We start from the raw sequence: 17,175 nt of genomic DNA, 5'->3' as shown, positions 1-17,175 counted from the left end.
AATGTGGGGGAATGTCGGACCGCACGTGGCGCGTCTGTCGCCGTTGGAACGGGTACGACTGCGCCGGGTCGCCGTGCGCTACGCCCTGCACGGCTGGGCGGTGACCCCGGGCGCCTGCCTGGCGCGGAGCCGCTTCGTCTGCGGGCGGGCCGGCTGCCCGACTGTCGGGTGTCATCCGGCCCTGGAGGACTGGGAGCACGCGGCGAGCGCCGATCCGGCACGGGTGGCCACCTGGTGGCGGTCCCGGCCGCACGGGGTCCTGCTGCCCACCGGGCGCTCCTTCGACGTGCTGGAGATCCCCGCCCACCTGGGCCGGATGGTCCTGGACGCGGTAAGCGCCCACCCGGCCGGTCCGGGGGTACGCGGGCCGGTGCTGGTCACCCCGACCGGCAGGTGGATGTTCCTGGTCCGCCCGGGCGACCCGCTGCGACCCGAGCTGGAGCACTGTTTCGACGTGGTCCTGCACGGTCGTGGGTCGTGGGTGCCCGCGCCACCGACCCGGCTGCCCGAGGGACAGGTCCGCTGGGCCGTCGCGCCGGAGCAGGCCCGCTGGCAGTTGCCGGACTCCTACCTCGTGCAGAACACGCTCGTGGAGGCGTTGCGCGCGACCGGAGTGACCCTCACCTCGGCACTGGTCCCGGGCCATCTGCCACTGCCTCGACGGGGTCACTGACCGGGCGGCGCAAGGTACGTCGCGCCACCCCGGAGGACCGGCGCTCGTTGGACCCTTCGACGGCGCGCCCGCGCCGGGAGCGGGGATGCGATGTCCACCGACGACACCAGACACCACCCGGGCGGAGCCGAGCCTCCCCGGCGACACCGACCCGGCCACCGCTGGGCGGCCACCCGTCCCCCCGGCGCCCGGCCCGGCCGTCCCCGGCCGACCGGATCCCGCCCAGCCATCACCCACCGCCCCGCCCGCTGACCCTGACCCAAACCCCACCCTCAACCGCCACCCCGACCCCGCCGCCCGCCGGGTCGACGCGCAGCCACGATCCGTGGCACTGGAGGTGGTTCCTGGCCGGCGTGTCGGCCACCTTCGCTGCCACCGATCGGACATGTCGGCGAGGAGCGATGAGAGGCGGGGTGTGGTCAGGGGGTGTGGTCAGGGGGCGGGGTCGGGGGGCAGCGGGAGGTCGGCGGAGTGCAGGCACCGCGCGTCGTCGGTGATCACCGCGTGTCGGTGCGCGGGCAGCCGGTCCAGCCAGCCGATGCCGGCCACGCCCATGGCCACGGCCGCGGTGGCGTACGCGTCGGCCAGTCCAAGGTCGTGCCCGATCACGGTCACCGAGCGCAGCCCTCGCGCCGGTGCTCCGCGTCGGGGATCCCGCACGTGGGGGCCGCGTTCGTAGACACCTGACGTGGCGACCGCCAGGTCCGTCCCGGTGAGCACCAGGCAGACCGCCGACGGGTTCCACGGGTGCCGCACACCGATCCGCCACGGCAGCCCGGTCGACGAATGGCCACGCACCCGGACGTCACCGCCGGCGTTCAGGCAGTGGTTGTCGATGCCCGCGGCACGCAGCCGGTCGGAGGCCACCTGGACGGCCCAGCCCTTCACGTACCCGGACGGGTCCAACCCGCCGGTGGCGTACGCGTCGAAGAAGCCGTCGGTGGCGCCCCAGAGGTCGGCACAGCGTTCCAGCACCCGACGCAGGTCGACCGACGCCTCGGAGAGCAGCAGCTCGCCCCGGTCGAAGCGGCACACCTCGCTGTCCGGCCGGTACGTGCTGAACCTCGCGTCGACCTCCCGCAGCCAGGCGAACACCTCGTCGGCCCGGGCGGCCAGCACCGTCGGGGGCCGGTCGTCGGCGATGTCGAGGCTGACCGGGGTACCCATCACGTGTTCGACGCGCCGCAGACCGGGCCGGATCAACGTGTCCACGCTCATCGGACCTGGTCGATGGCGGCCTGCAACGACCCACGGTAGGAGTCGCTCGTCGCGGTCGCGCCCGTGACGGTGTCCAGGTCGGCGCTCTGCCGTTCCACCACCATCCCGACCGTACCGCTGTAGCGGCTGTCGACCTGGTCGCTGCGCTGGTCGGACTGGGCCGTCCGGCGCGGCAGTCGCAGCGCCGCGGCGTTGACGATCTGGCCGCCGACCACCGTGATGCGGACCTGCACCTCGCCGAACTCGTTGCTCACCACCGGCCCGACGACGGTGCTGGGGCTGGGTTGCGCGGCGGGTGTCTTCGGGGCAGCACTGGAACCGGACCGGCTCGCCCCGGAGGCGCTGCGCGTCGGCTTCGGCGAGCCGCTGGCCTTCGGTTTCGTCGCGCCCTTGCCGGGTGTCGGTTCCGGCCCCTGGGTGGCGGTGGGCGCTGGGGCGGGCACCTCCTGGGCGAGCTGACCGGTGCCCGGTGCGGCCTTGAACACCACAAGCGCTGTGGTGCTGGCGGCCAGGCCGGTGATCGCGAGGAGCGCGCGACGCATGCGGTGGACCTCTCAGAGTTCGAAGGTGGCGAGGTGGATCTGGCGGCGACGGACGCCGGCCTGACGGAGCACCCGGCGGCACTGCTCGACCAGACCGGGCGGGCCGCACAGGTAGACGTCGCGCCGGGCCACGTCCGGAACCAGTTGGTGTAGTCCGTCCGGGGTCATCACCTGCCGTGGCCCCGGGTCACTGCGGGAGCCGATGACGTACCAGACCCGCAGCCCACGATTACGGGCCAGCCAGTCCAGTTCCTCCTGCAACAGCACGTCGGCCGGGGTGCGGGCCCGGTAGATCAGCGCGGCGCCCGGCGGTAGTTCCTCAAGCATCGCCCGCAGCGGGGTGATGCCGCTGCCGGCAGCGATCAGCAGCGCCCGCTCGCGGGTGCGGTGGGCGGCCGTGCAGGTGCCCGACGGGCCGACCGCCCAGACCCGTACGCCCGGGTCGAGGTTGCGCAGGTCCTGGGTGTGCCGACCGACCACCTTGACGGTCAGTCGCAGCCAGCGGTCGTTGCCGGCGGCGGAGACCGAGAACGGGTGCGACTGCCACCAGCAGCCCCGGGTCAGGAAACGCCAGCGGAAGAACTGCCCACCCAACAACTCCAGCCGATCGAGGCGTACCCCGGTCAGGTAGATCGAGACGGCGTCGGGACTTTCGGTGACCAGGTCGCTGACCCGCAACCGGTGCCGCAGGTTGAACCGCAGTGGAGTGATCACCCGGCCCCACAGCCACGCGGCGATCACCAGTACGTACAGGGCGATCCATCCGGTACGCGCCGGGCCGGGCCGGAACAGCTGGCTGCCGTTGCTGAACTGGTGGGCGAAGCCGAGCAGCAGCACGGCGTACGCGGCCAGGTGGGTGGCGTGCCACAGCTCGTACGGCAGCACCCGGCGGACCGCCCGCACACTCACCAGCCCGACCAGCACCAGCAGACCGGCGGCGGCGAACGCGGACACCATGTCCTGGTACTCGCGCAGCATCACGCCCGCCTGGCGCAGCGGCGAACGGCCCTCCAGCCCGGCGTAGCCGACCAGGATCAGGGCCGTGTGGGCGAGCACCGCGACCAGCAGGGTGGCGGCCACGTCGCGATGCCACCGGGCGATCCGCTCTCCGCCGGCCCACAGCTCCAGCACCGGCAGGCGGCTCATCATCAGCACCTGGACCAGCAGCAGATAGCCGGCGACCAGGCCGGTGATCTGCCCGGCGGCGGTGGTCATCGCGGTGCCGTCGGTCAACGAGCCGGTCGGGGTGTCCAGCCACCACGGCAGCACACTGGCGACCAGACCACCGAGGAAGAGCACGACGAGCAGTCGCCGGCCACCGGCACCGCGCCGCGGCACGGCCGGCGCCGGCGCGTGCGACCCCGCCCGAAGATGCGGTCGGGGACCGGCGGCCGGACGGGGGTAGGTCGTCACGCCCGGCCGCCGCGCTCGTCGAGCTGATCGACCATGCACCGTTTCCGAATCCTGCCGGGCGTCGCCCCAGGGGGTGGCAGGTCTCCCGAGGTACGACGACTGATGCCTGAGAGGTTTGCCCGGGCAAGGTAGTCAACCGTCGTCCGCCTCGACAAGGCCCGACGGGGACACTTAAGGCGCGCTCTCACCAGGAGCGAACCTCGGTCGATCGGCGGCCAATCGGGTACGCACGTCGCAAGCAGGGCGTTCGTCGGGCCCCGGTGATCAGTGGGCGACATTCCCACGCACGACTCCCGGCGCGGCGGCACCCAGACGAGGATGAAACTTAAGGTTCGGATAAGCGGTCGCTCAGCTGTCGCCGGCCCCTGCTCCTCGTCTGCTGGGCCAAAGTAGCAACAGGGAGAGCGCGTGAGCCGTCACCCCAGCGGGTATTCCGCCGAACCGTTGCTGAACGCGTGAGGGGAAGGCACATGCTCAGCAAAGAGGATCAACGCAGATTCGAACAGATCACCCGCCAACTGCGGGAAAGTGACCCGGCGTTCTTCGCCCGGCTCGACAACCGGGCCCGGGGCCGGCACGGCCGCTGGCTGCTGCTGCTGACAGTCGTGCTCTGGGCGGCGCTGCCAGCGACCACCGTGCTCGCCGGTCGGCTGGCCGGGGCGATCTTCGCGGTGGTGCTGTTGACAAACGCGGCGCTGATGTGGCGGTTTCGCCAACGTTGGCTGTGAGCGTCGGGGTCGCGTTCCGTCCAGGATCGAGTGACCGCACGACGAGGCGGACCTCACTCGATCCAGGACCGAGCGTGACCCCGACGACGAATCGACACCCTATTCGCCGAGCTGGCGGTAGGCGTGCCGCAGACGTTCGACGAGTCCCGGTCCACCGATGGCCGGCGCGGGTGCGCCCAGCTGTCGTAACAGCAGGTCGGACCGGGCGGTCAGGCTCGGTGGGCGGTCCGGCAGTGGCACCGGCGGCAGCCAGAACCTGTCGACCGTCTCGGCCAGCGGCGTGACGGGCAGGTCGGCCAGCGCCCGGGCGGCACCGGCGGCGGGCACGTCAGCCTGGTGATCGGGCGACCCGCCGACGGCCTCCCGGCCGCTGCCCGCCGGCCCGGTGTCCCGGGTACGGGAGCCACCACGTCGACGGGTCGGCTCCGGTGCCGCGCCGTCGGCACCGGCCGCCGGTTCGCCGTCCCCGGTCTGCGGTGTCGTTGCCGGGCGCGCTTCGGCACGACGTTGCCGCAGTCGGGCGAGCAGATCGGCCCGGCTACGGCCACGCCAGTGCAGCAGGGTGAACGGGTCCGCGTCGAACGCCTCGGCGAGCAGGTAGAAGGTGGCCGCCAGGTGTTTGCAGGGCACCGCGACGTCCGGACACGTACAACGCTGGTCCAGGTCGGTGATCGCCACCGGGAACAGCGGTGCCCCGGCCGCGACGAACAGCTGCTCCAACTCGGCCGGCAGGTCGCCGGCGAGCAGCCGGGCGCTGAAGAACGCCTGGGCGGCGAGTTCCCCCTCGATCCGGGCCCACAGCGGTGCCGGGAAGGGTGGCAGCGCGACGCTCACCTGGTACGGCTTGGGCCGGGAGCCCTGCACCACCGCGGTCACCGCGCCCGGAGCGACGTCGAGGCGGAGCACCTGGCCGGCGCGGGCGTACGACCGTCCCCGGGTCAGCCGGGTGCCGAGCGCGAAGGACTCCAGCACCTCCAGGAACCGGCGGGACCACCAGGAGACCCCTATCGCGCCGCGGGTGCTGCGGGCCCGTAGGCCGCCGTCCACCCGGCGCGGCGGGCCGTAGTCGGCGAACCGGCCGCCACTGTCGACGCTCACTCGGCCACCGCCCCCGCCTCCAGCGCGAACAACTCCCGCAGCTGGGCGGTGGACAGCTCGGTGACCCACTGTTCACCGGTGCCGACCACCGAGGCGGCCAGGCCCCGCTTGTCGGCGATCAGCGCGGCCACCTTCTCCTCCACCGTGCCGGCGCAGACGAACTTGCGGACCTGCACCCGGCGACGCTGTCCGATCCGGAACGCCCGGTCGGTGGCCTGGTCCTCCACCGCCGGATTCCACCACCTGTCGACGTGCACCACATGGTTGGCGGCGGTGAGCGTCAGACCGGTCCCGCCGGCCTTGAGGGAGAGGACGAACAGCGCCGGCCCACCGTCGGACTGGAAGCGGGCCACCATCGCGTCACGGTCTGCCTTGCCGACCCCGCCGTGCAGGAACAGCACCTCCCGGCCGAACCGGGCCGACAGGTGCCCACGCAGCATCCCGCCGAACTCCGCGTACTGGGTGAACAGCAGGGCCTTCTCCCCCGCCGCGAGGACCTCGTCGAGGATCTCCTCCAGCCGGGCCAGTTTGCCCGACCGGCCGTCCAGTGGTGAACCGTCGCGCAGTAGCTGCGCGGGATGGTTGCAGACCTGCTTGAGGCGGGTCATCGTGGCCAGCACCAGCCCGCGCCGCTCGATGCCGTCGCTGGACTCGATCCGGGCCAGCATGTCGTCGACGACCACCCGGTAGAGCGCCGCCTGCTCGGCGGTGAGGTTGCAGAAGACCTCCATCTCCAGCTTCTCCGGCAGGTCCGAGATGATCGACGAGTCGGTCTTGAGCCGGCGCAGCACGAACGGGCCGGTGATCCGGCGAAGCCGTTCGGCGGTCTCGGTGTCCCCGTGCCGCTCGATCGGCTCGGCGAACCGCTTACGGAACGTCGCCGCCGGACCGAGCAGGCCCGGGTTGGCGAACTGCATGATGGACCACAGGTCCGCCAGCCGGTTCTCCACGGGCGTGCCGGTGACCGCGATGCGGTGTCGCGCGGGCAGTGCCCGTACCGCTTCGGCCTGCCGGGTGGCGGCGTTCTTGATGGCCTGGGCCTCGTCGACCACCACCCGGTGCCAGTCGACGCCGGCCAGCTCCGCGGCGTCCCGGGCGGCCACCGAGTACGTGGTGAGGACCAGGTCCGCGTCGTGCACGGTGGCGGTGAATTCCGCGCCCCGGGCCCGCTGGGCGCCATGGTGCACGTGTACGCGCTTGTCCGGGGTGAACCGGGCGGCCTCCCGCTGCCAGTTGCCGACAAGCGACATCGGACAGATCAGCAGGGTCGGACCGGCCTGCGGCGGGTCGGCGGCCAGCAGTGCCAGCAGCTGCACCGTCTTGCCCAGCCCCATGTCGTCGGCGAGGACCCCGCCGAGCCCCAGCGACTGGAGGAACGCCAGCCAGGCCAGCCCCCGCCGCTGGTACGGCCGCAGCGTGCCGTGGAAGGACGGCGGCTCGTCGAGCGGGGCGAGCCGCCGCTCCACGGCCCCGGCGAGCAGCTCACCGAGCGCGCCGTCGGCGGTCACCTCGAGCACCGGCAACGCGTCCGGTTGCTCGGCGTCGGACAGGCCGAGCCGCAGCAGGTCGGCCACTGTCAGTTCGCCGCTGGACCGGAGCAGTCGCAGGCCGGCGGCGAGCCGTTTCGGGTCCAGTTCGACCCAGCGCCCGCGCAGCCGGACCAGCGGGGTCTTCAGCTCCGCCAGGCGGGTCAACTCGTCGGAGGTCAACGGCTCGTCGCCCAGGGCCAGCTCCCAGCGGTAGTCGACAAGGGCGTCCAGTCCCACCCGGTCCGCCGGGCCGCTCACCGCACCGGGGGCGCTGCGGGAGCGGGCCCGCAGCCGGGCGCCGAGCCGCGACGCGGGTCGCCGCCACCACGACGGCAGCAGCACCGTGAAACCCGCCGCGTGCAGCGTCGGCGCGCCCTCGCGCAGGAACCGGTGCGCGCCTTCGGTGTCCAGCTCCAGCGCCTCCGGCCGGGCGGTACGCAGCGCCTCGTCCAGCTCCGGCCACAGGCGGCTGGCCCGGCCGAGCTCGGCCAGCAGGATCTCCTGCGGATGGTCACCGGCGACGGTGTCGCCGTCGCCGCGCCACACCTGTGCGGCGTCGAGGTGCAGGCCCGGTCCGTCGGCGGCGCGCAGCCCGAACTCGACCCGCCACCGGCCGTCGGTGGCGACGACGGCGTCGGGGTCGGCCGGCACCACTGTGACCGGTTCGGTCAGCTCGTCGGCCGACGGCTCGACCAGCCGGAAGCTGGCCCGCACCGTGCCGCCGGCGGCGTCGCGCTGCCACTGGTCCAGTTCGGAGCGCAGCGTACGCAGCGCCGCCGGATCGGCGGTGAAGCCACGACGTGGCCCGGTCAACGCGCCCAGCCAGGCCGCCACGGCGCCGTTCGGTCGCGCTCCCCGGGCCAGCGTCACCGGCGGCAGCGCGGCGCGTACGGCCGCGTCGGTGAGCGCGTCGAGCGCCTCGGCGACAAGCAGCCCGGGCGCGTCGACCGAGATGTCGGACGGACTCGACCGCCGGGGCTGCCGGCCGGGCACGCCGGGTGCCGTCCCGGGCAGTTCCGCCTCGACGACGGCCCGGGTGGCGGGGGGCAGGGCCAGCGCCAGCGACCGGGCCCAGGCGGCGTCGGTGCCGGTCAGCAACGGCCGCCACACCGCCCGGGCGGGCGACTCTTCGGCCGGATCGGCCTGCTCCCGCTCGGTGGCGTGGGGCGGGTCGGCGAGGCTGGGTAGGACCCGGCCGCGGGCGGCCAGGTCGGTGGCGAAGTCGGCCAGCTCAGCCAGGTGTCGCAGGCTCGCGCCGGGTGCCACGGCCAGTCCGGCGACGGCACGCAGCAGCGACAGCGCGGCGTCCGGCGCGTACGCCAGGACCGGGACCTGCCACCCGGCGAGGGTGACCGGGCCACGGACCGGTGCCACGACGGCGGTACGCACCAGTTCCGGCGAGTCCAGCGGCGAGCCGGACCGGGTGGGCAGGCGCAGCAGCGCGGTGCCGAGGTCGTCCGGTTCGGCGGCGTCGGCAAGTGACGCGACAAGTGTGGCGTGCCCGGCGGCGAACGGGTGCGGGCGGGCTCGCGGTGCCCGGCCGGGACGGCGCGGGGCCAGGGATGGCAGGGTACTGTCCTCGGCCCACACCGCCAGCCCCCGACCGGGCAGCCACATCCCATGGACGACCAGCACGAACTCCCCCTCGGACCGGGCAGGCCCACTCGACCCGGGCCCCTGTCGGCACCCGGGCCAGGATAGGCGGCGCCGACCGGCTAGCGTCGCCGCCATGTGCGACCTCCTGGTGATCGGCGGCCTCGGTGTCGATGTGCGGGTGCGGGTGCCCCGGCTGCCGCTGCCGGTGGTCGACTCCGTCACCGTCGACCCGATCGAGTTGCGGGTCGGCAACACCGGAGCCGGTGTGGTGCTCGCCGCACACGCGCTCGGGCTGCGGGTGACGGTGGTCGACACGGTGGGCGTGGACCCGGCCGGTGCCGTCGTCCGGGCCGCGCTGGCTCGTACCGGTGTGCGGACGGTCCTGACCGACGACCCGGCGGGTACCCGACGGTCGGTGAACCTGGTCGACCCGGACGGTCGCCGGATGTCGCTGTACGACCCCCGGGCATCGGACGGTCCGCCGCCGTTCGCGGCGGCGCAGGTGGCGGAGCTGGCCCGGGACGCCACCCACGTGCACCTGTCGATCATGGGGTGGGTGCGGGAGCTGCTGCCCGACCTCGGTGCCGTGCTGGGCGAGGGGGTGGGTACCTCGACCGACCTGCACGACTGGGACGGGCACAACCCGTACCACCGCCCCTTCGCCGACGTCGCCGAGCTGGTGCTGGTCAGCGGCGCGACGCTCGGCGACCGGGCGGCGGCCGTGGCCGGCACGCTGGCACCGCGCCCGGTCCTGGTGACCCGGGGCGCGGACGGCGCCGATCTGTACCTGGGCGGCGGCGTCCAGCGGATCCCGGCGGCCGTGCCGCCCGGTCCGGTGATCGACACCAACGGCGCCGGGGACGCCTTCGCGGCGGGGGTCATCGCGGCCCGGTCGCGCGGCGCGACCTGGGCGGAGGCGGCCGGGTACGCGGCCCGGGTCGCCGCCGCGGCCTGCACCCACGACGGCATGGAGTACCCGCCGGGGCTGCTGCCCCGCGATTGACCGATCGGGGTGCACCGCTGCCGGCTCGGGCTGCCGAGTCACGCTTGACAGGCACATCGGTAAGTCGTAACTTACCGTTCGTGGCTACTTACCAGACCGACGAGGGCTGGGACGCCCTTGGCGATCCCACCCGTCGCGCCATCGTCGCCTGCCTCGCGGAACAGCCACGTGCCGTCGGCGAACTCGCCCAGGAACTACCGATCAGCCGACCCGCGGTATCCCAGCACCTGAGGGTGCTCAAGGACGCCGGGCTGGTCCTTGACCAGCAGGCCGGCGCCCGACGGATCTACCGGCTCAACCCGGCAGGCGTGGCCGCCCTACGCGACCAGTTGGACACGTTCTGGAACCGCGCGCTGGACGGCTACCAGGACGTCGTTGACCAGACCACCGAGGAGGACTCATGACCCAGGCAGCCGATGTGGTGGTTCGCCGCCAGATCGTGGTGAACGCACCGATCGAACGGGCGTTCACCACGTTCACCGAGCGCTTCGGCGACTTCAAGCCACGAGAACACAACCTGCTGGGTGTCGCGATCGCCGAAACCGTGTTCGAACCGAGGGTCGGTGGCCACATCTACGACCGCGGCGTCGACGGCACCGAGTGCCGCTGGGCGCGGGTGCTCGCCTACGACCCGCCGGACCGGGTCGTGTTCAGCTGGGACATCAACCCCCAGTGGAGGGTCGAGACCGAGCCCGACAACACCAGCGAGGTCGAGGTCCGCTTCGTCGCCGAGGCTCCGCACCGCACCCGGGTGGAGTTGGAACACCGCCACCTCGACCGGCACGGGCCAGGCTGGGAATCCGTCCGGGACGGCGTCGCCGATGACGGTGGATGGCCGCTCTACCTGGACCGCTACGCCGCCCTGTGCGCCGCGCACGAATGACGGCGGGATCATCCCGCTTCGCCCTGCGGGTCACCGATGGTCAGGCAGGATGGGCGCATGGCATCCACGGTTGAGATCCCACTGGTGGGCGGCACGGCCGACGGTGAGCACGTCACCGTCGAGCTGGACCCGAACAGTCGGCCCCCACTGACCCACCATCACCTGGGGCCGGAAGGGCTGGCGGCAGCCGAGATCTACGAGCTGGAGTCCGTCGACGCCGACCGCCAGCAGTGGCGCTACTGCTGGCGGGGGCCGGCGGTCTGACCCCTGGCGACCGCCTCGATCAGGCGCCGACCTCGACGAGCGACCGGTTGCGCAGGCTCTCCAGCACCGCCCGGGTGACCTGCGAGGTACCCCTGGCCTCGTCGCACACCCGGGCCACCCGCTGAGCGGTGACCTCGGCCCGCTGTTCGCGTTCATCCCACAACTGGTCCACCTCGGCCAGCAGGGGACCTTCCACCTCGCGCTCCACCCCCCGCAACGCCGGCACCCCGAGTCGCTGGGCGAGGTCGAAAACCTTGCCGGCGTACGGCAGGGGCAGGAACGGCGTACCCATCATCGCGGCGAAGATCAGGAAGTGCAGGCGCATACCGACCGCCAGGTCGAAGTGCCGCATCAACCCGAGCACCTGCTGCGGGGAGTAGGTGCCGTGCAGGATCCGCCCCCGCTCGGCGGCGATCATGTGCGACAGCACGCCGTGGGAGTGCCGGATGTCGTCGCGTTCCATCGGCACGAACAGCACGTGCGCGTCGATCCGGTGCACCAGGAAGTCACCGATCTGCGCCAGCAGCCGGTGATATCCGTCCACGTCGAGCCGTTCCGCAGCCCGACCCGGCTCCCGCACACTCATCCCGACCAGCCGCTTGCCGGCCGGCACGCCCTCCTCGCGGAGGAACTGCGCGGGAAAGTCCTCAGGTTCCAGCAGGAACGCCGGGTCGCCGGTGACCGTGATCGGATTGAGCAGGCCCGCCTCCTCCAGCACCATCCGCGACTCCTGGTCGCGTACGGTCACCTGGACCGCGCCGGCAAGCGTCTCCCGGACCATTCCGGTGTCCACCATCTCGCTGAGCGGCCCGACGCCGACGGCGTACGTCAGCAGCGGCAGACCCCGCTCCTGCGCCACCCGAACGACCCGCAGGTACCGGCGTGCCTCCTTGTCGTACAGGATGCCCCCGCCGCCCAGAATGAGCAGGTCGAGTTGGGACAGCACGAGGGCGGAGTCGGTTCGGCTGACCCCCTCCCACGGCACCGCCTCCACGTCCGGGTGGGCGACCGCGGTGTGCGCTGGGTTCCGCGAGAACACGATGATCCGCGCGTGCGGCTCCTGCTGACGCAGATCGGTCAGCAGTCCGGTGAGGATCGCCTCGTCGCCCAGGTTTCGCCCACCGTACGAGCCGAGCACGCCGATGGTCAGTCCGGCACGCGTCATCCGTCGCTCCTCCCCAGGTGCGTCCGCTCCGCCGTTTCCCCGCTGCGCTTATGAACAGTCCTCGCAGGTCCCTCGGCTACGCGATCAGACGATGCGGCTGGCGGATGTGGTGCGACCGATGCCAGCGGCCGACCGCACAGACTGAGGCATCTCGAGCGGGACCGCTGTCGACAAGCCGACTTTCCCGGCACCCGCCAACTTCCACACGCCCCAGGCGGTCACACATTAGCCCGATGGGGTGACAGAGCGTGGTTGACCCTGGTTGACGGCTTTGCGAGGGTGTCGACCGGATCCCCTCACCCCGAGCGGCTGATCCATGCGGCGGCCGGGGGACGACTGAGGCTGCACCCTGCCCGCCGATACAGCCCCGCAGCCTCGAGCGGAGAAATCAATGTCGTCAGGTAGCACCCTGCCCCGTACCGGAGTCGACGTGATCACCATCGGCGGCACAGCAGGAGTCGGCGTCGTGCAACTGTCGTTGCCGCTCGCCATCGCCGCTGTCGGTGTGCTGATCGTGATCGCCGGTGCCTGCATGATCCGGTTGACGTTCCGACGCGGACGGTCGATCAACGGATGAGCGCGCGCATCGGACCCCGGCGAGTTTTGCTCACGGCGGCGGTCGTGCTGGCCGCCGCGGCAGTATGGGCAATGCACCATGTGTTCGCGGTTTCTGGTGCTCTCGACGGTGCCGGACACCGCTTCACCTACGTGTACGCGGGCATGTTCCTGCTGCTGTTGTGGCAGATCGGCAGCGCCTACCTGGAGCGCCCGGCCACGGCGACCGGCCGGGCTCGTGAGCACCTGGACGCGTTGCGCGTAGTGGCGATCGTGCCCGTCTACAACGAGGACCCGGCGGCGCTACGTGCCTGCCTCGAATCCATGGTCAGGCAGACGCGCACCCCTGATGTCATCTCCGTGGTGGATGACGGTTCGACCGATGTCGGCGGGTACGAGGCCGTGAAGCGGTGGTTTCTCGACACTGCCCCCACTTACGGGATCACGGTGGCATGGCATGTCCAGGAGAACGCCGGCAAGCGGCACGCGCAGGCCGTGGCCGTGCGGACCACTGGCGACGCGGACATCTACTGGACAGTCGACTCCGACACGGTTTCCGACCCGCGGGCGCTCGATGAGCTGCTACTGCCGTTCAATGATCCTCGTGTGCAGTCGGTGGCGGGCGTGGTGATGGCCGCGAACGTGCGGTCATCGTTCCTCGCGCGGATCACTGATTTGTGGTTCGTCACGGGTCAGCTCACCGACCGGTCGTCGTTGTCGGTGTTCGGGGCGGTGTGGGTCAATTCCGGGCCGATCGCCGCCTATCGGGCCGCTGTCGTCCGGGACAACCTTGACGGCTACCTGACGGAGAGGTTTTTCGGCCGGAACGTACATTTCTCGGACGATTCGCTGCTGACGTTGTTCGCGATGGTCAGGGGGCGCACCGTACAGCAGCCGACAGCGTTCGCGTTCGCGTTGATGCCGAACCGGTTCGGGCACCTGTGCCGCATGTATCTGCGGTGGATGCGTGGCAGTTTCATCCGCTCCTGGTGGCGGGTGCGGTACCTGCCGCTGAGGTCGTACGCCTGGTGGGCACATCTCTTGCGATGGGCGTCGATGGTGGTCGCCACTGTGGTGTTCGTGACCGTTGTGTTCGTGTCACCGGTGGTTGAACCGACGCTTACGGCGGTGCCGTGGTTGCTGTCGGTGACGTTCATCGTGGGGTGGGCGCACACGTTGCGCTATCTGGCCGTTCGCCGGTCTGACGAATCGACTGGCCGCCGTGTGTGGACGTGGTTGTTGGCGCCGGCTGCTGTGGTGTTGGCGGTGGTGGTGTTGCGGATGATCCGCTGGTACGGCGTGGCGACGTGTTGGCGGACTGGTTGGGGCACCCGACAGCAGGTGGAGGTCGTGCTGACTCACTGACCGCTGAGCTACGCACCCGGAACGTCGTACGGCGGGCCGGCGGTTGGCAACCTACCCTGCCACCCGCCGGCCCGGACGGACGCGCGGGAAACGGCTTGCCCGCCCAGGTCTCCGACGGGCACCGTCAACGGCATGCAGGCGAGTACGAGGAATCGGCTACGGTGGCGGGATCTGCCAACTGATGTCCGTTCCGCCGTCGAGAAGATCCTCGGCGACCGGGTGGTCGAAGCGGTGTCGCAGGCGGGCGGCTACTCCCCCGGCACCGCCGACCGGGTGCTCACCGCCAACGGGCGTCGCGCCTTCGTCAAGGCGGCCAGCCCGATGCAGAACCCGGACACCCCCGACATGCACCGGGCCGAGGCGCGGATCACCGCCGCGCTGCCCGCGTACGCTCCGACGCCCCGACTGCTCGGCTGTCATGACGACGGCCACTGGGTGGCGCTGGTGCTCAGCGACGTCGACGGGCGGCACCCGGTCACTCCGTGGCAGGCCGAGGAACTCGACGCGGTGCTGGGCGCCCTGGAACGGATGGCCGCAGCGCTCACGCCCAGCCCGGTGGCAGCGGTACCGGTCATCGCCGACCGGCTGGCCGACGAGTTCGCCGGCTGGCAGCGGGTCGTCGACGACCCGCCGCCGGAGCTGAACCCGTGGGCCCGGACGCACCTCGACCAACTCTGTTCCTGGTCGGCTCATGGCCTCGCGTCGCTGGCCGGCGACACCCTGTGTCACGTGGACGTCCGCGCGGACAACCTGCTCGTCGACCGGGCCGGCCGGGTCACGGTGGTCGACTGGCCCTGGGCGGCGCGCGGCCCGGCCTGGCTGGACACCGCGATGCTGCTGCTCGACGTACGCCTGCAGGGCGGACACGACACCGAGGCCCTGCTGCGCCGGCTGCCGCTCACCACCACTGTCGACCCCGACGTGGTGACCGGCCTCTACGCCGGTCTGGCCGGTTTCTTCACCGACCGGGCCCGCCTGCCTCCGCCGCCGGGCATCCCCACCCTCCGGGCGTTCCAGCATGCCCAGGCCGAAGTCCTGCTCACCTGGCTGGCCGAACGCCTCGGGGTGTCAGGTGGGCGGGGTGGACGGGTGGGTGATGAAGGGCAGGAGCGTCGCGGGGAGGGCGGGTGAGTCGACGATGTCGTAGTGGGTGAGTCCAGGGAGGACAGCCAGCCGGGCCGCCGGACGATCGGTGCCGTCCCACCCGGCGTCCCAATGACCGCCACCGAGCAGGCCGAAGAACGCCACCATGTGTGCCGGGCGGACCGAGTCGGCGTCGGCGAAGACAAGCATCGTCGGCGTGGTGATCGCGGCGACCTCCGATGACCAGTCGTAGTCGCGACGCAGCAGCTCACCGGTCCTGACCCAGAGCCGGGGCCAGTCCTGCGGGCGGGGCGCGACGCGCCGGTAGAGCTGCTCGGGCGGAGTGCCGCGCATCTGCTCGGCAGCCGCCTCGTCGGGCTCGGGCATGCCGGCGAGCACCTCGGGAAACCAACCCTGCCGACGACACGGCGCGGAGACCACCACCAACCGGCGGAGCAACTGTCGGTGCTGAACCGCCAACCGCAGGGCGACCCCACCGCCGAGGGAGAAGCCGAGCACCTCGGCCTCGGCCAGACCGAGGTGAACGATCAACGCCGCCACGTCGTCGGCCATGGACTCGTACCGCAGCGGGCGGCCGGCGTCGGCGGTGCGGCCGTGACCTGGCAGGTCGACGCTCACCACCAGGCGACGCCGCGCCAGCGCCGGCCGGATCGCGGCGAAGGTCTCCACCGCACCGAACCCGCCGTGCAACAGCACCAGCGGTCGACCTTCGCCGTGCGTCTCGTACCAGAATCGGACGCCGTCGAGTTGCGCGTAGCCCATCTGATTCCCTCCTTCGCCGACCCGGCCCGACCATGCCGCCCGCCTCCCAGTCCGCGCGCAGCAGTGCCGACGTTGCCGACACCGATACGATCAGCGGGTCTCGATGCCCTCGGTGGGTACCCGTTCGGGTGAGGTGAGGTGCGGTGGCCGCCGTCGTCGACCTGCTCAACATCACGATCATCCTGCACGGGCTGCTGAAGGTGACCGCGATCACGAACGCGATCCGCTGGATCAGCGAACGTGGCCGGGACTACCGGCTCGCGTACGACCGGACGCCACCCGCCGACGACGAGGCCAAGCTGCGCCTGCTGATCGAGTGTGGCGGCACCTTCTTCCCGTTCGGAGCCAAAGATCACCGAATCCGGCGACGGTACCTGCGGTGGCAGCGACGGTCCCGGCGGTGGCGGGCGGCGGCCGTGGCACTGCGATTCTGGGCCACTGTCTGCTTCACCGCTTCCTCGCGGCGTCGATGGTGCTGGCCAACTCGGTGGGCAGTCTGATCGGCGTGCTCGACCTCGGGTCGGGCGTGATGCTGATCCTGTTCGGGTTGACCCTGCTGCCCGCGATACTCAACCTCAGCGGACGAAACGAGTAGATGGTGCGTGGTGGGCGCGGCAGGTTTCGAACCTGCGACCCCTCGCTTGTAAGGCGAGTGCTCTCCCACTGAGCTACGCGCCCGGAACGCCGTACGGCGGGCCGGCGGTTGGCAAGCTTACCCTGCCACCCGCCGGCCCGGGCGGACGCCTCGCACCGGTCGACCGGTCAGGCCACGGCCTCCGCCAGGGCCTTGCGCCAACCCTGCTGGTCACGGGCCTCACCGGGCATGTTCATCTCGGCAAAGCGGACCACGCCGTCCCGGTCGATGACGAACGTTCCCCGGTTGGCGATGCCGGCCACCTCGTTGAAGACGCCGTACGCCTGAGCGACGGCGCCGTGCGGCCAGAAGTCGGACAGCAGCGGGAACGTGTATTCCTCCCGGTCCGCCCAGACCTTGTGGGCGAAGACCGAGTCGACGCTGACGGTCAGCACCTGGATCTCGTCGTTGACGTACTCGTCGAGGTTGTCCCGTACCTCGGTCAGCTCACCCTGGCAGACCCCGGTGAACGCCAGCGGGTAGAAGACCAGCAGGACGGTGCGCCGGCCTCGGAAGTCGGAGAGTCGGACCGGCTGGTTGTTCTGGTCGTTCAGCACGAAGTCGGGTGCCTCGGCACCAACCTCGACGGGCATGCGGACTCCTCGGATCGGTTCGGGGACGGCCTCGATCGCTCGCCGTGGGT

17 protein-coding genes, 1 tRNA gene and 2 pseudogenes are annotated in these 17,175 nt (G+C 71.8%); 10 read left to right on the top strand and 10 right to left on the bottom strand.

What is annotated here, in order from left to right; genetic code table 11:
* Position 1: 1 nt before the first annotated feature.
* Positions 2 to 673, top strand: a complete 672-nt coding sequence (locus CLT74_RS29250) for a bifunctional DNA primase/polymerase (protein ID WP_099850743.1) — start codon at positions 2 to 4, stop codon at positions 671 to 673.
* A gap of 432 nt (positions 674 to 1,105) precedes the next feature.
* Here the strand turns inward: CLT74_RS29250 and CLT74_RS29245 are convergent, their stop codons facing one another.
* From CLT74_RS29245 to CLT74_RS29235, 3 genes are read right to left on the bottom strand one after another with little or no spacing between them, the layout of a single operon-like run.
* Positions 1,106 to 1,840, bottom strand: a complete 735-nt coding sequence (locus tag CLT74_RS29245) for an FAD:protein FMN transferase (RefSeq protein ID WP_099853353.1) — start codon at positions 1,838 to 1,840, stop codon at positions 1,106 to 1,108.
* Between the two features lie 47 nt (positions 1,841 to 1,887).
* Complete coding sequence (locus CLT74_RS29240) at positions 1,888 to 2,433, bottom strand: FMN-binding protein (RefSeq protein WP_099850741.1); 546 nt, start codon at positions 2,431 to 2,433, stop codon at positions 1,888 to 1,890.
* A 12-nt stretch (positions 2,434 to 2,445) separates the two neighbouring features.
* Positions 2,446 to 3,771: a ferredoxin reductase family protein gene (locus CLT74_RS29235; RefSeq protein WP_486582675.1), complete on the bottom strand. Its 1,326-nt coding sequence runs from the start codon at positions 3,769 to 3,771 to the stop codon at positions 2,446 to 2,448.
* A 545-nt stretch (positions 3,772 to 4,316) separates the two neighbouring features.
* On the opposite strand from CLT74_RS29235, the gene CLT74_RS29230 reads away from it, so the two are divergent.
* Positions 4,317 to 4,574 carry a DUF3040 domain-containing protein gene (locus tag CLT74_RS29230; protein ID WP_099850737.1) on the top strand — a complete coding sequence of 86 codons (258 nt, stop codon included), beginning with the start codon at positions 4,317 to 4,319 and terminating at the stop codon, positions 4,572 to 4,574.
* Positions 4,575 to 4,673: 99 nt separating this feature from the next.
* Here the strand turns inward: CLT74_RS29230 and CLT74_RS29225 are convergent, their stop codons facing one another.
* The 3 genes and pseudogenes from CLT74_RS29225 to CLT74_RS31645 all read right to left on the bottom strand — a co-directional run.
* On the bottom strand, positions 4,674 to 5,672 hold the full coding sequence (locus tag CLT74_RS29225; RefSeq protein WP_099850735.1) for an SWIM zinc finger family protein: 999 nt from the start codon (positions 5,670 to 5,672) through the stop codon (positions 4,674 to 4,676).
* Positions 5,669 to 8,326 (bottom strand): annotated as a pseudogene (locus tag CLT74_RS29220) (SNF2-related protein); the annotation flags it as partial. The gene CLT74_RS29225 and the pseudogene CLT74_RS29220, both read right to left, overlap by 4 nt.
* Positions 8,327 to 8,379: 53 nt before the next feature.
* Positions 8,380 to 8,836, bottom strand: a pseudogene (locus CLT74_RS31645) (ATP-dependent helicase); the annotation flags it as partial.
* Positions 8,837 to 8,930: 94 nt separating this feature from the next.
* On the opposite strand from CLT74_RS31645, the gene CLT74_RS29215 reads away from it, so the two are divergent.
* The 4 genes from CLT74_RS29215 to CLT74_RS29200 all read left to right on the top strand — a co-directional run bounded on the left by CLT74_RS29215 (position 8,931) and on the right by CLT74_RS29200 (position 10,947).
* Positions 8,931 to 9,800, top strand: coding sequence for a PfkB family carbohydrate kinase (locus CLT74_RS29215; RefSeq protein WP_099850732.1), 870 nt, complete (start codon positions 8,931 to 8,933; stop codon positions 9,798 to 9,800).
* Between the two features lie 80 nt (positions 9,801 to 9,880).
* Positions 9,881 to 10,204 (top strand): metalloregulator ArsR/SmtB family transcription factor, encoded by a 324-nt coding sequence (locus CLT74_RS29210; RefSeq protein WP_099850730.1) that lies wholly within the window; start codon positions 9,881 to 9,883, stop codon positions 10,202 to 10,204.
* Positions 10,201 to 10,683 (top strand): SRPBCC family protein, encoded by a 483-nt coding sequence (locus CLT74_RS29205; RefSeq protein WP_099850728.1) that lies wholly within the window; start codon positions 10,201 to 10,203, stop codon positions 10,681 to 10,683. The genes CLT74_RS29210 and CLT74_RS29205 overlap by 4 nt, the downstream gene beginning before the upstream one ends.
* 57 nt (positions 10,684 to 10,740) lie before the next feature.
* Positions 10,741 to 10,947 (top strand): hypothetical protein, encoded by a 207-nt coding sequence (locus CLT74_RS29200; RefSeq protein ID WP_099850726.1) that lies wholly within the window; start codon positions 10,741 to 10,743, stop codon positions 10,945 to 10,947.
* A gap of 19 nt (positions 10,948 to 10,966) precedes the next feature.
* Here CLT74_RS29200 and CLT74_RS29195 read toward each other — a convergent pair whose 3' ends face one another.
* Positions 10,967 to 12,112 (bottom strand): polysaccharide pyruvyl transferase family protein, encoded by a 1,146-nt coding sequence (locus CLT74_RS29195; RefSeq protein WP_099850724.1) that lies wholly within the window; start codon positions 12,110 to 12,112, stop codon positions 10,967 to 10,969.
* A gap of 391 nt (positions 12,113 to 12,503) precedes the next feature.
* Here CLT74_RS29195 and CLT74_RS29190 point away from each other — a divergent pair, with 391 nt between their 5' ends.
* The 3 genes from CLT74_RS29190 to CLT74_RS29180 all read left to right on the top strand — a co-directional run bounded on the left by CLT74_RS29190 (position 12,504) and on the right by CLT74_RS29180 (position 15,163).
* Positions 12,504 to 12,689, top strand: coding sequence for a hypothetical protein (locus CLT74_RS29190; protein WP_099850723.1), 186 nt, complete (start codon positions 12,504 to 12,506; stop codon positions 12,687 to 12,689).
* Positions 12,686 to 14,032, top strand: coding sequence for a glycosyltransferase (locus tag CLT74_RS29185; RefSeq protein ID WP_099850720.1), 1,347 nt, complete (start codon positions 12,686 to 12,688; stop codon positions 14,030 to 14,032). The genes CLT74_RS29190 and CLT74_RS29185 overlap by 4 nt, the downstream gene beginning before the upstream one ends.
* A 132-nt stretch (positions 14,033 to 14,164) precedes the next feature.
* Positions 14,165 to 15,163: a phosphotransferase gene (locus CLT74_RS29180; protein WP_099850719.1), complete on the top strand. Its 999-nt coding sequence runs from the start codon at positions 14,165 to 14,167 to the stop codon at positions 15,161 to 15,163.
* Here CLT74_RS29180 and CLT74_RS29175 read toward each other — a convergent pair.
* Entirely contained in the window at positions 15,101 to 15,898 is a 798-nt protein-coding gene (locus CLT74_RS29175) for an alpha/beta hydrolase (RefSeq protein ID WP_099850717.1), read from the bottom strand. The genes CLT74_RS29180 and CLT74_RS29175 overlap by 63 nt on opposite strands.
* Before the next feature lie 143 nt (positions 15,899 to 16,041).
* On the opposite strand from CLT74_RS29175, the gene CLT74_RS29170 reads away from it, so the two are divergent.
* Entirely contained in the window at positions 16,042 to 16,398 is a 357-nt protein-coding gene (locus CLT74_RS29170; RefSeq protein ID WP_099850715.1) for a hypothetical protein, read from the top strand.
* A 103-nt stretch (positions 16,399 to 16,501) separates the two neighbouring features.
* Here CLT74_RS29170 and CLT74_RS29165 read toward each other — a convergent pair.
* Together CLT74_RS29165 and CLT74_RS29160 are read right to left on the bottom strand one after the other, a co-directional pair.
* A tRNA-Val gene (locus tag CLT74_RS29165) sits at positions 16,502 to 16,576 on the bottom strand.
* 84 nt (positions 16,577 to 16,660) lie between these two features.
* Complete coding sequence (locus tag CLT74_RS29160) at positions 16,661 to 17,125, bottom strand: peroxiredoxin (protein WP_099850713.1); 465 nt, start codon at positions 17,123 to 17,125, stop codon at positions 16,661 to 16,663.
* Positions 17,126 to 17,175: the final 50 nt, after the last annotated feature.

This window comes from Verrucosispora sp. CNZ293 (assembly GCF_002754655.1).
Note: the sequence above shows the minus strand (reverse complement) of the source record. Positions and strands in the feature narration are given on the sequence as shown.

What these genes read in the sequence shown, in the direction of transcription:
- CLT74_RS29160 (WP_099850713.1), bottom strand. Translation starts at nt 17,125, where the DNA reads ATGCCCGTCGAGGTTGGTGCCGAGGCACCCGACTTCGTGCTGAACGAC.
- CLT74_RS29185 (WP_099850720.1), top strand. Translation starts at nt 12,686, where the DNA reads ATGAGCGCGCGCATCGGACCCCGGCGAGTTTTGCTCACGGCGGCGGTC.
- CLT74_RS29200 (WP_099850726.1), top strand. Translation starts at nt 10,741, where the DNA reads ATGGCATCCACGGTTGAGATCCCACTGGTGGGCGGCACGGCCGACGGT.
- CLT74_RS29195 (WP_099850724.1), bottom strand. Translation starts at nt 12,112, where the DNA reads ATGACGCGTGCCGGACTGACCATCGGCGTGCTCGGCTCGTACGGTGGG.
- CLT74_RS29250 (WP_099850743.1), top strand. Translation starts at nt 2, where the DNA reads ATGTGGGGGAATGTCGGACCGCACGTGGCGCGTCTGTCGCCGTTGGAA.
- CLT74_RS29215 (WP_099850732.1), top strand. Translation starts at nt 8,931, where the DNA reads ATGTGCGACCTCCTGGTGATCGGCGGCCTCGGTGTCGATGTGCGGGTG.
- CLT74_RS29205 (WP_099850728.1), top strand. Translation starts at nt 10,201, where the DNA reads ATGACCCAGGCAGCCGATGTGGTGGTTCGCCGCCAGATCGTGGTGAAC.
- CLT74_RS29175 (WP_099850717.1), bottom strand. Translation starts at nt 15,898, where the DNA reads ATGGGCTACGCGCAACTCGACGGCGTCCGATTCTGGTACGAGACGCAC.
- CLT74_RS29240 (WP_099850741.1), bottom strand. Translation starts at nt 2,433, where the DNA reads ATGCGTCGCGCGCTCCTCGCGATCACCGGCCTGGCCGCCAGCACCACA.
- CLT74_RS29245 (WP_099853353.1), bottom strand. Translation starts at nt 1,840, where the DNA reads ATGGGTACCCCGGTCAGCCTCGACATCGCCGACGACCGGCCCCCGACG.
- CLT74_RS29190 (WP_099850723.1), top strand. Translation starts at nt 12,504, where the DNA reads ATGTCGTCAGGTAGCACCCTGCCCCGTACCGGAGTCGACGTGATCACC.
- CLT74_RS29230 (WP_099850737.1), top strand. Translation starts at nt 4,317, where the DNA reads ATGCTCAGCAAAGAGGATCAACGCAGATTCGAACAGATCACCCGCCAA.
- CLT74_RS29180 (WP_099850719.1), top strand. Translation starts at nt 14,165, where the DNA reads ATGCAGGCGAGTACGAGGAATCGGCTACGGTGGCGGGATCTGCCAACT.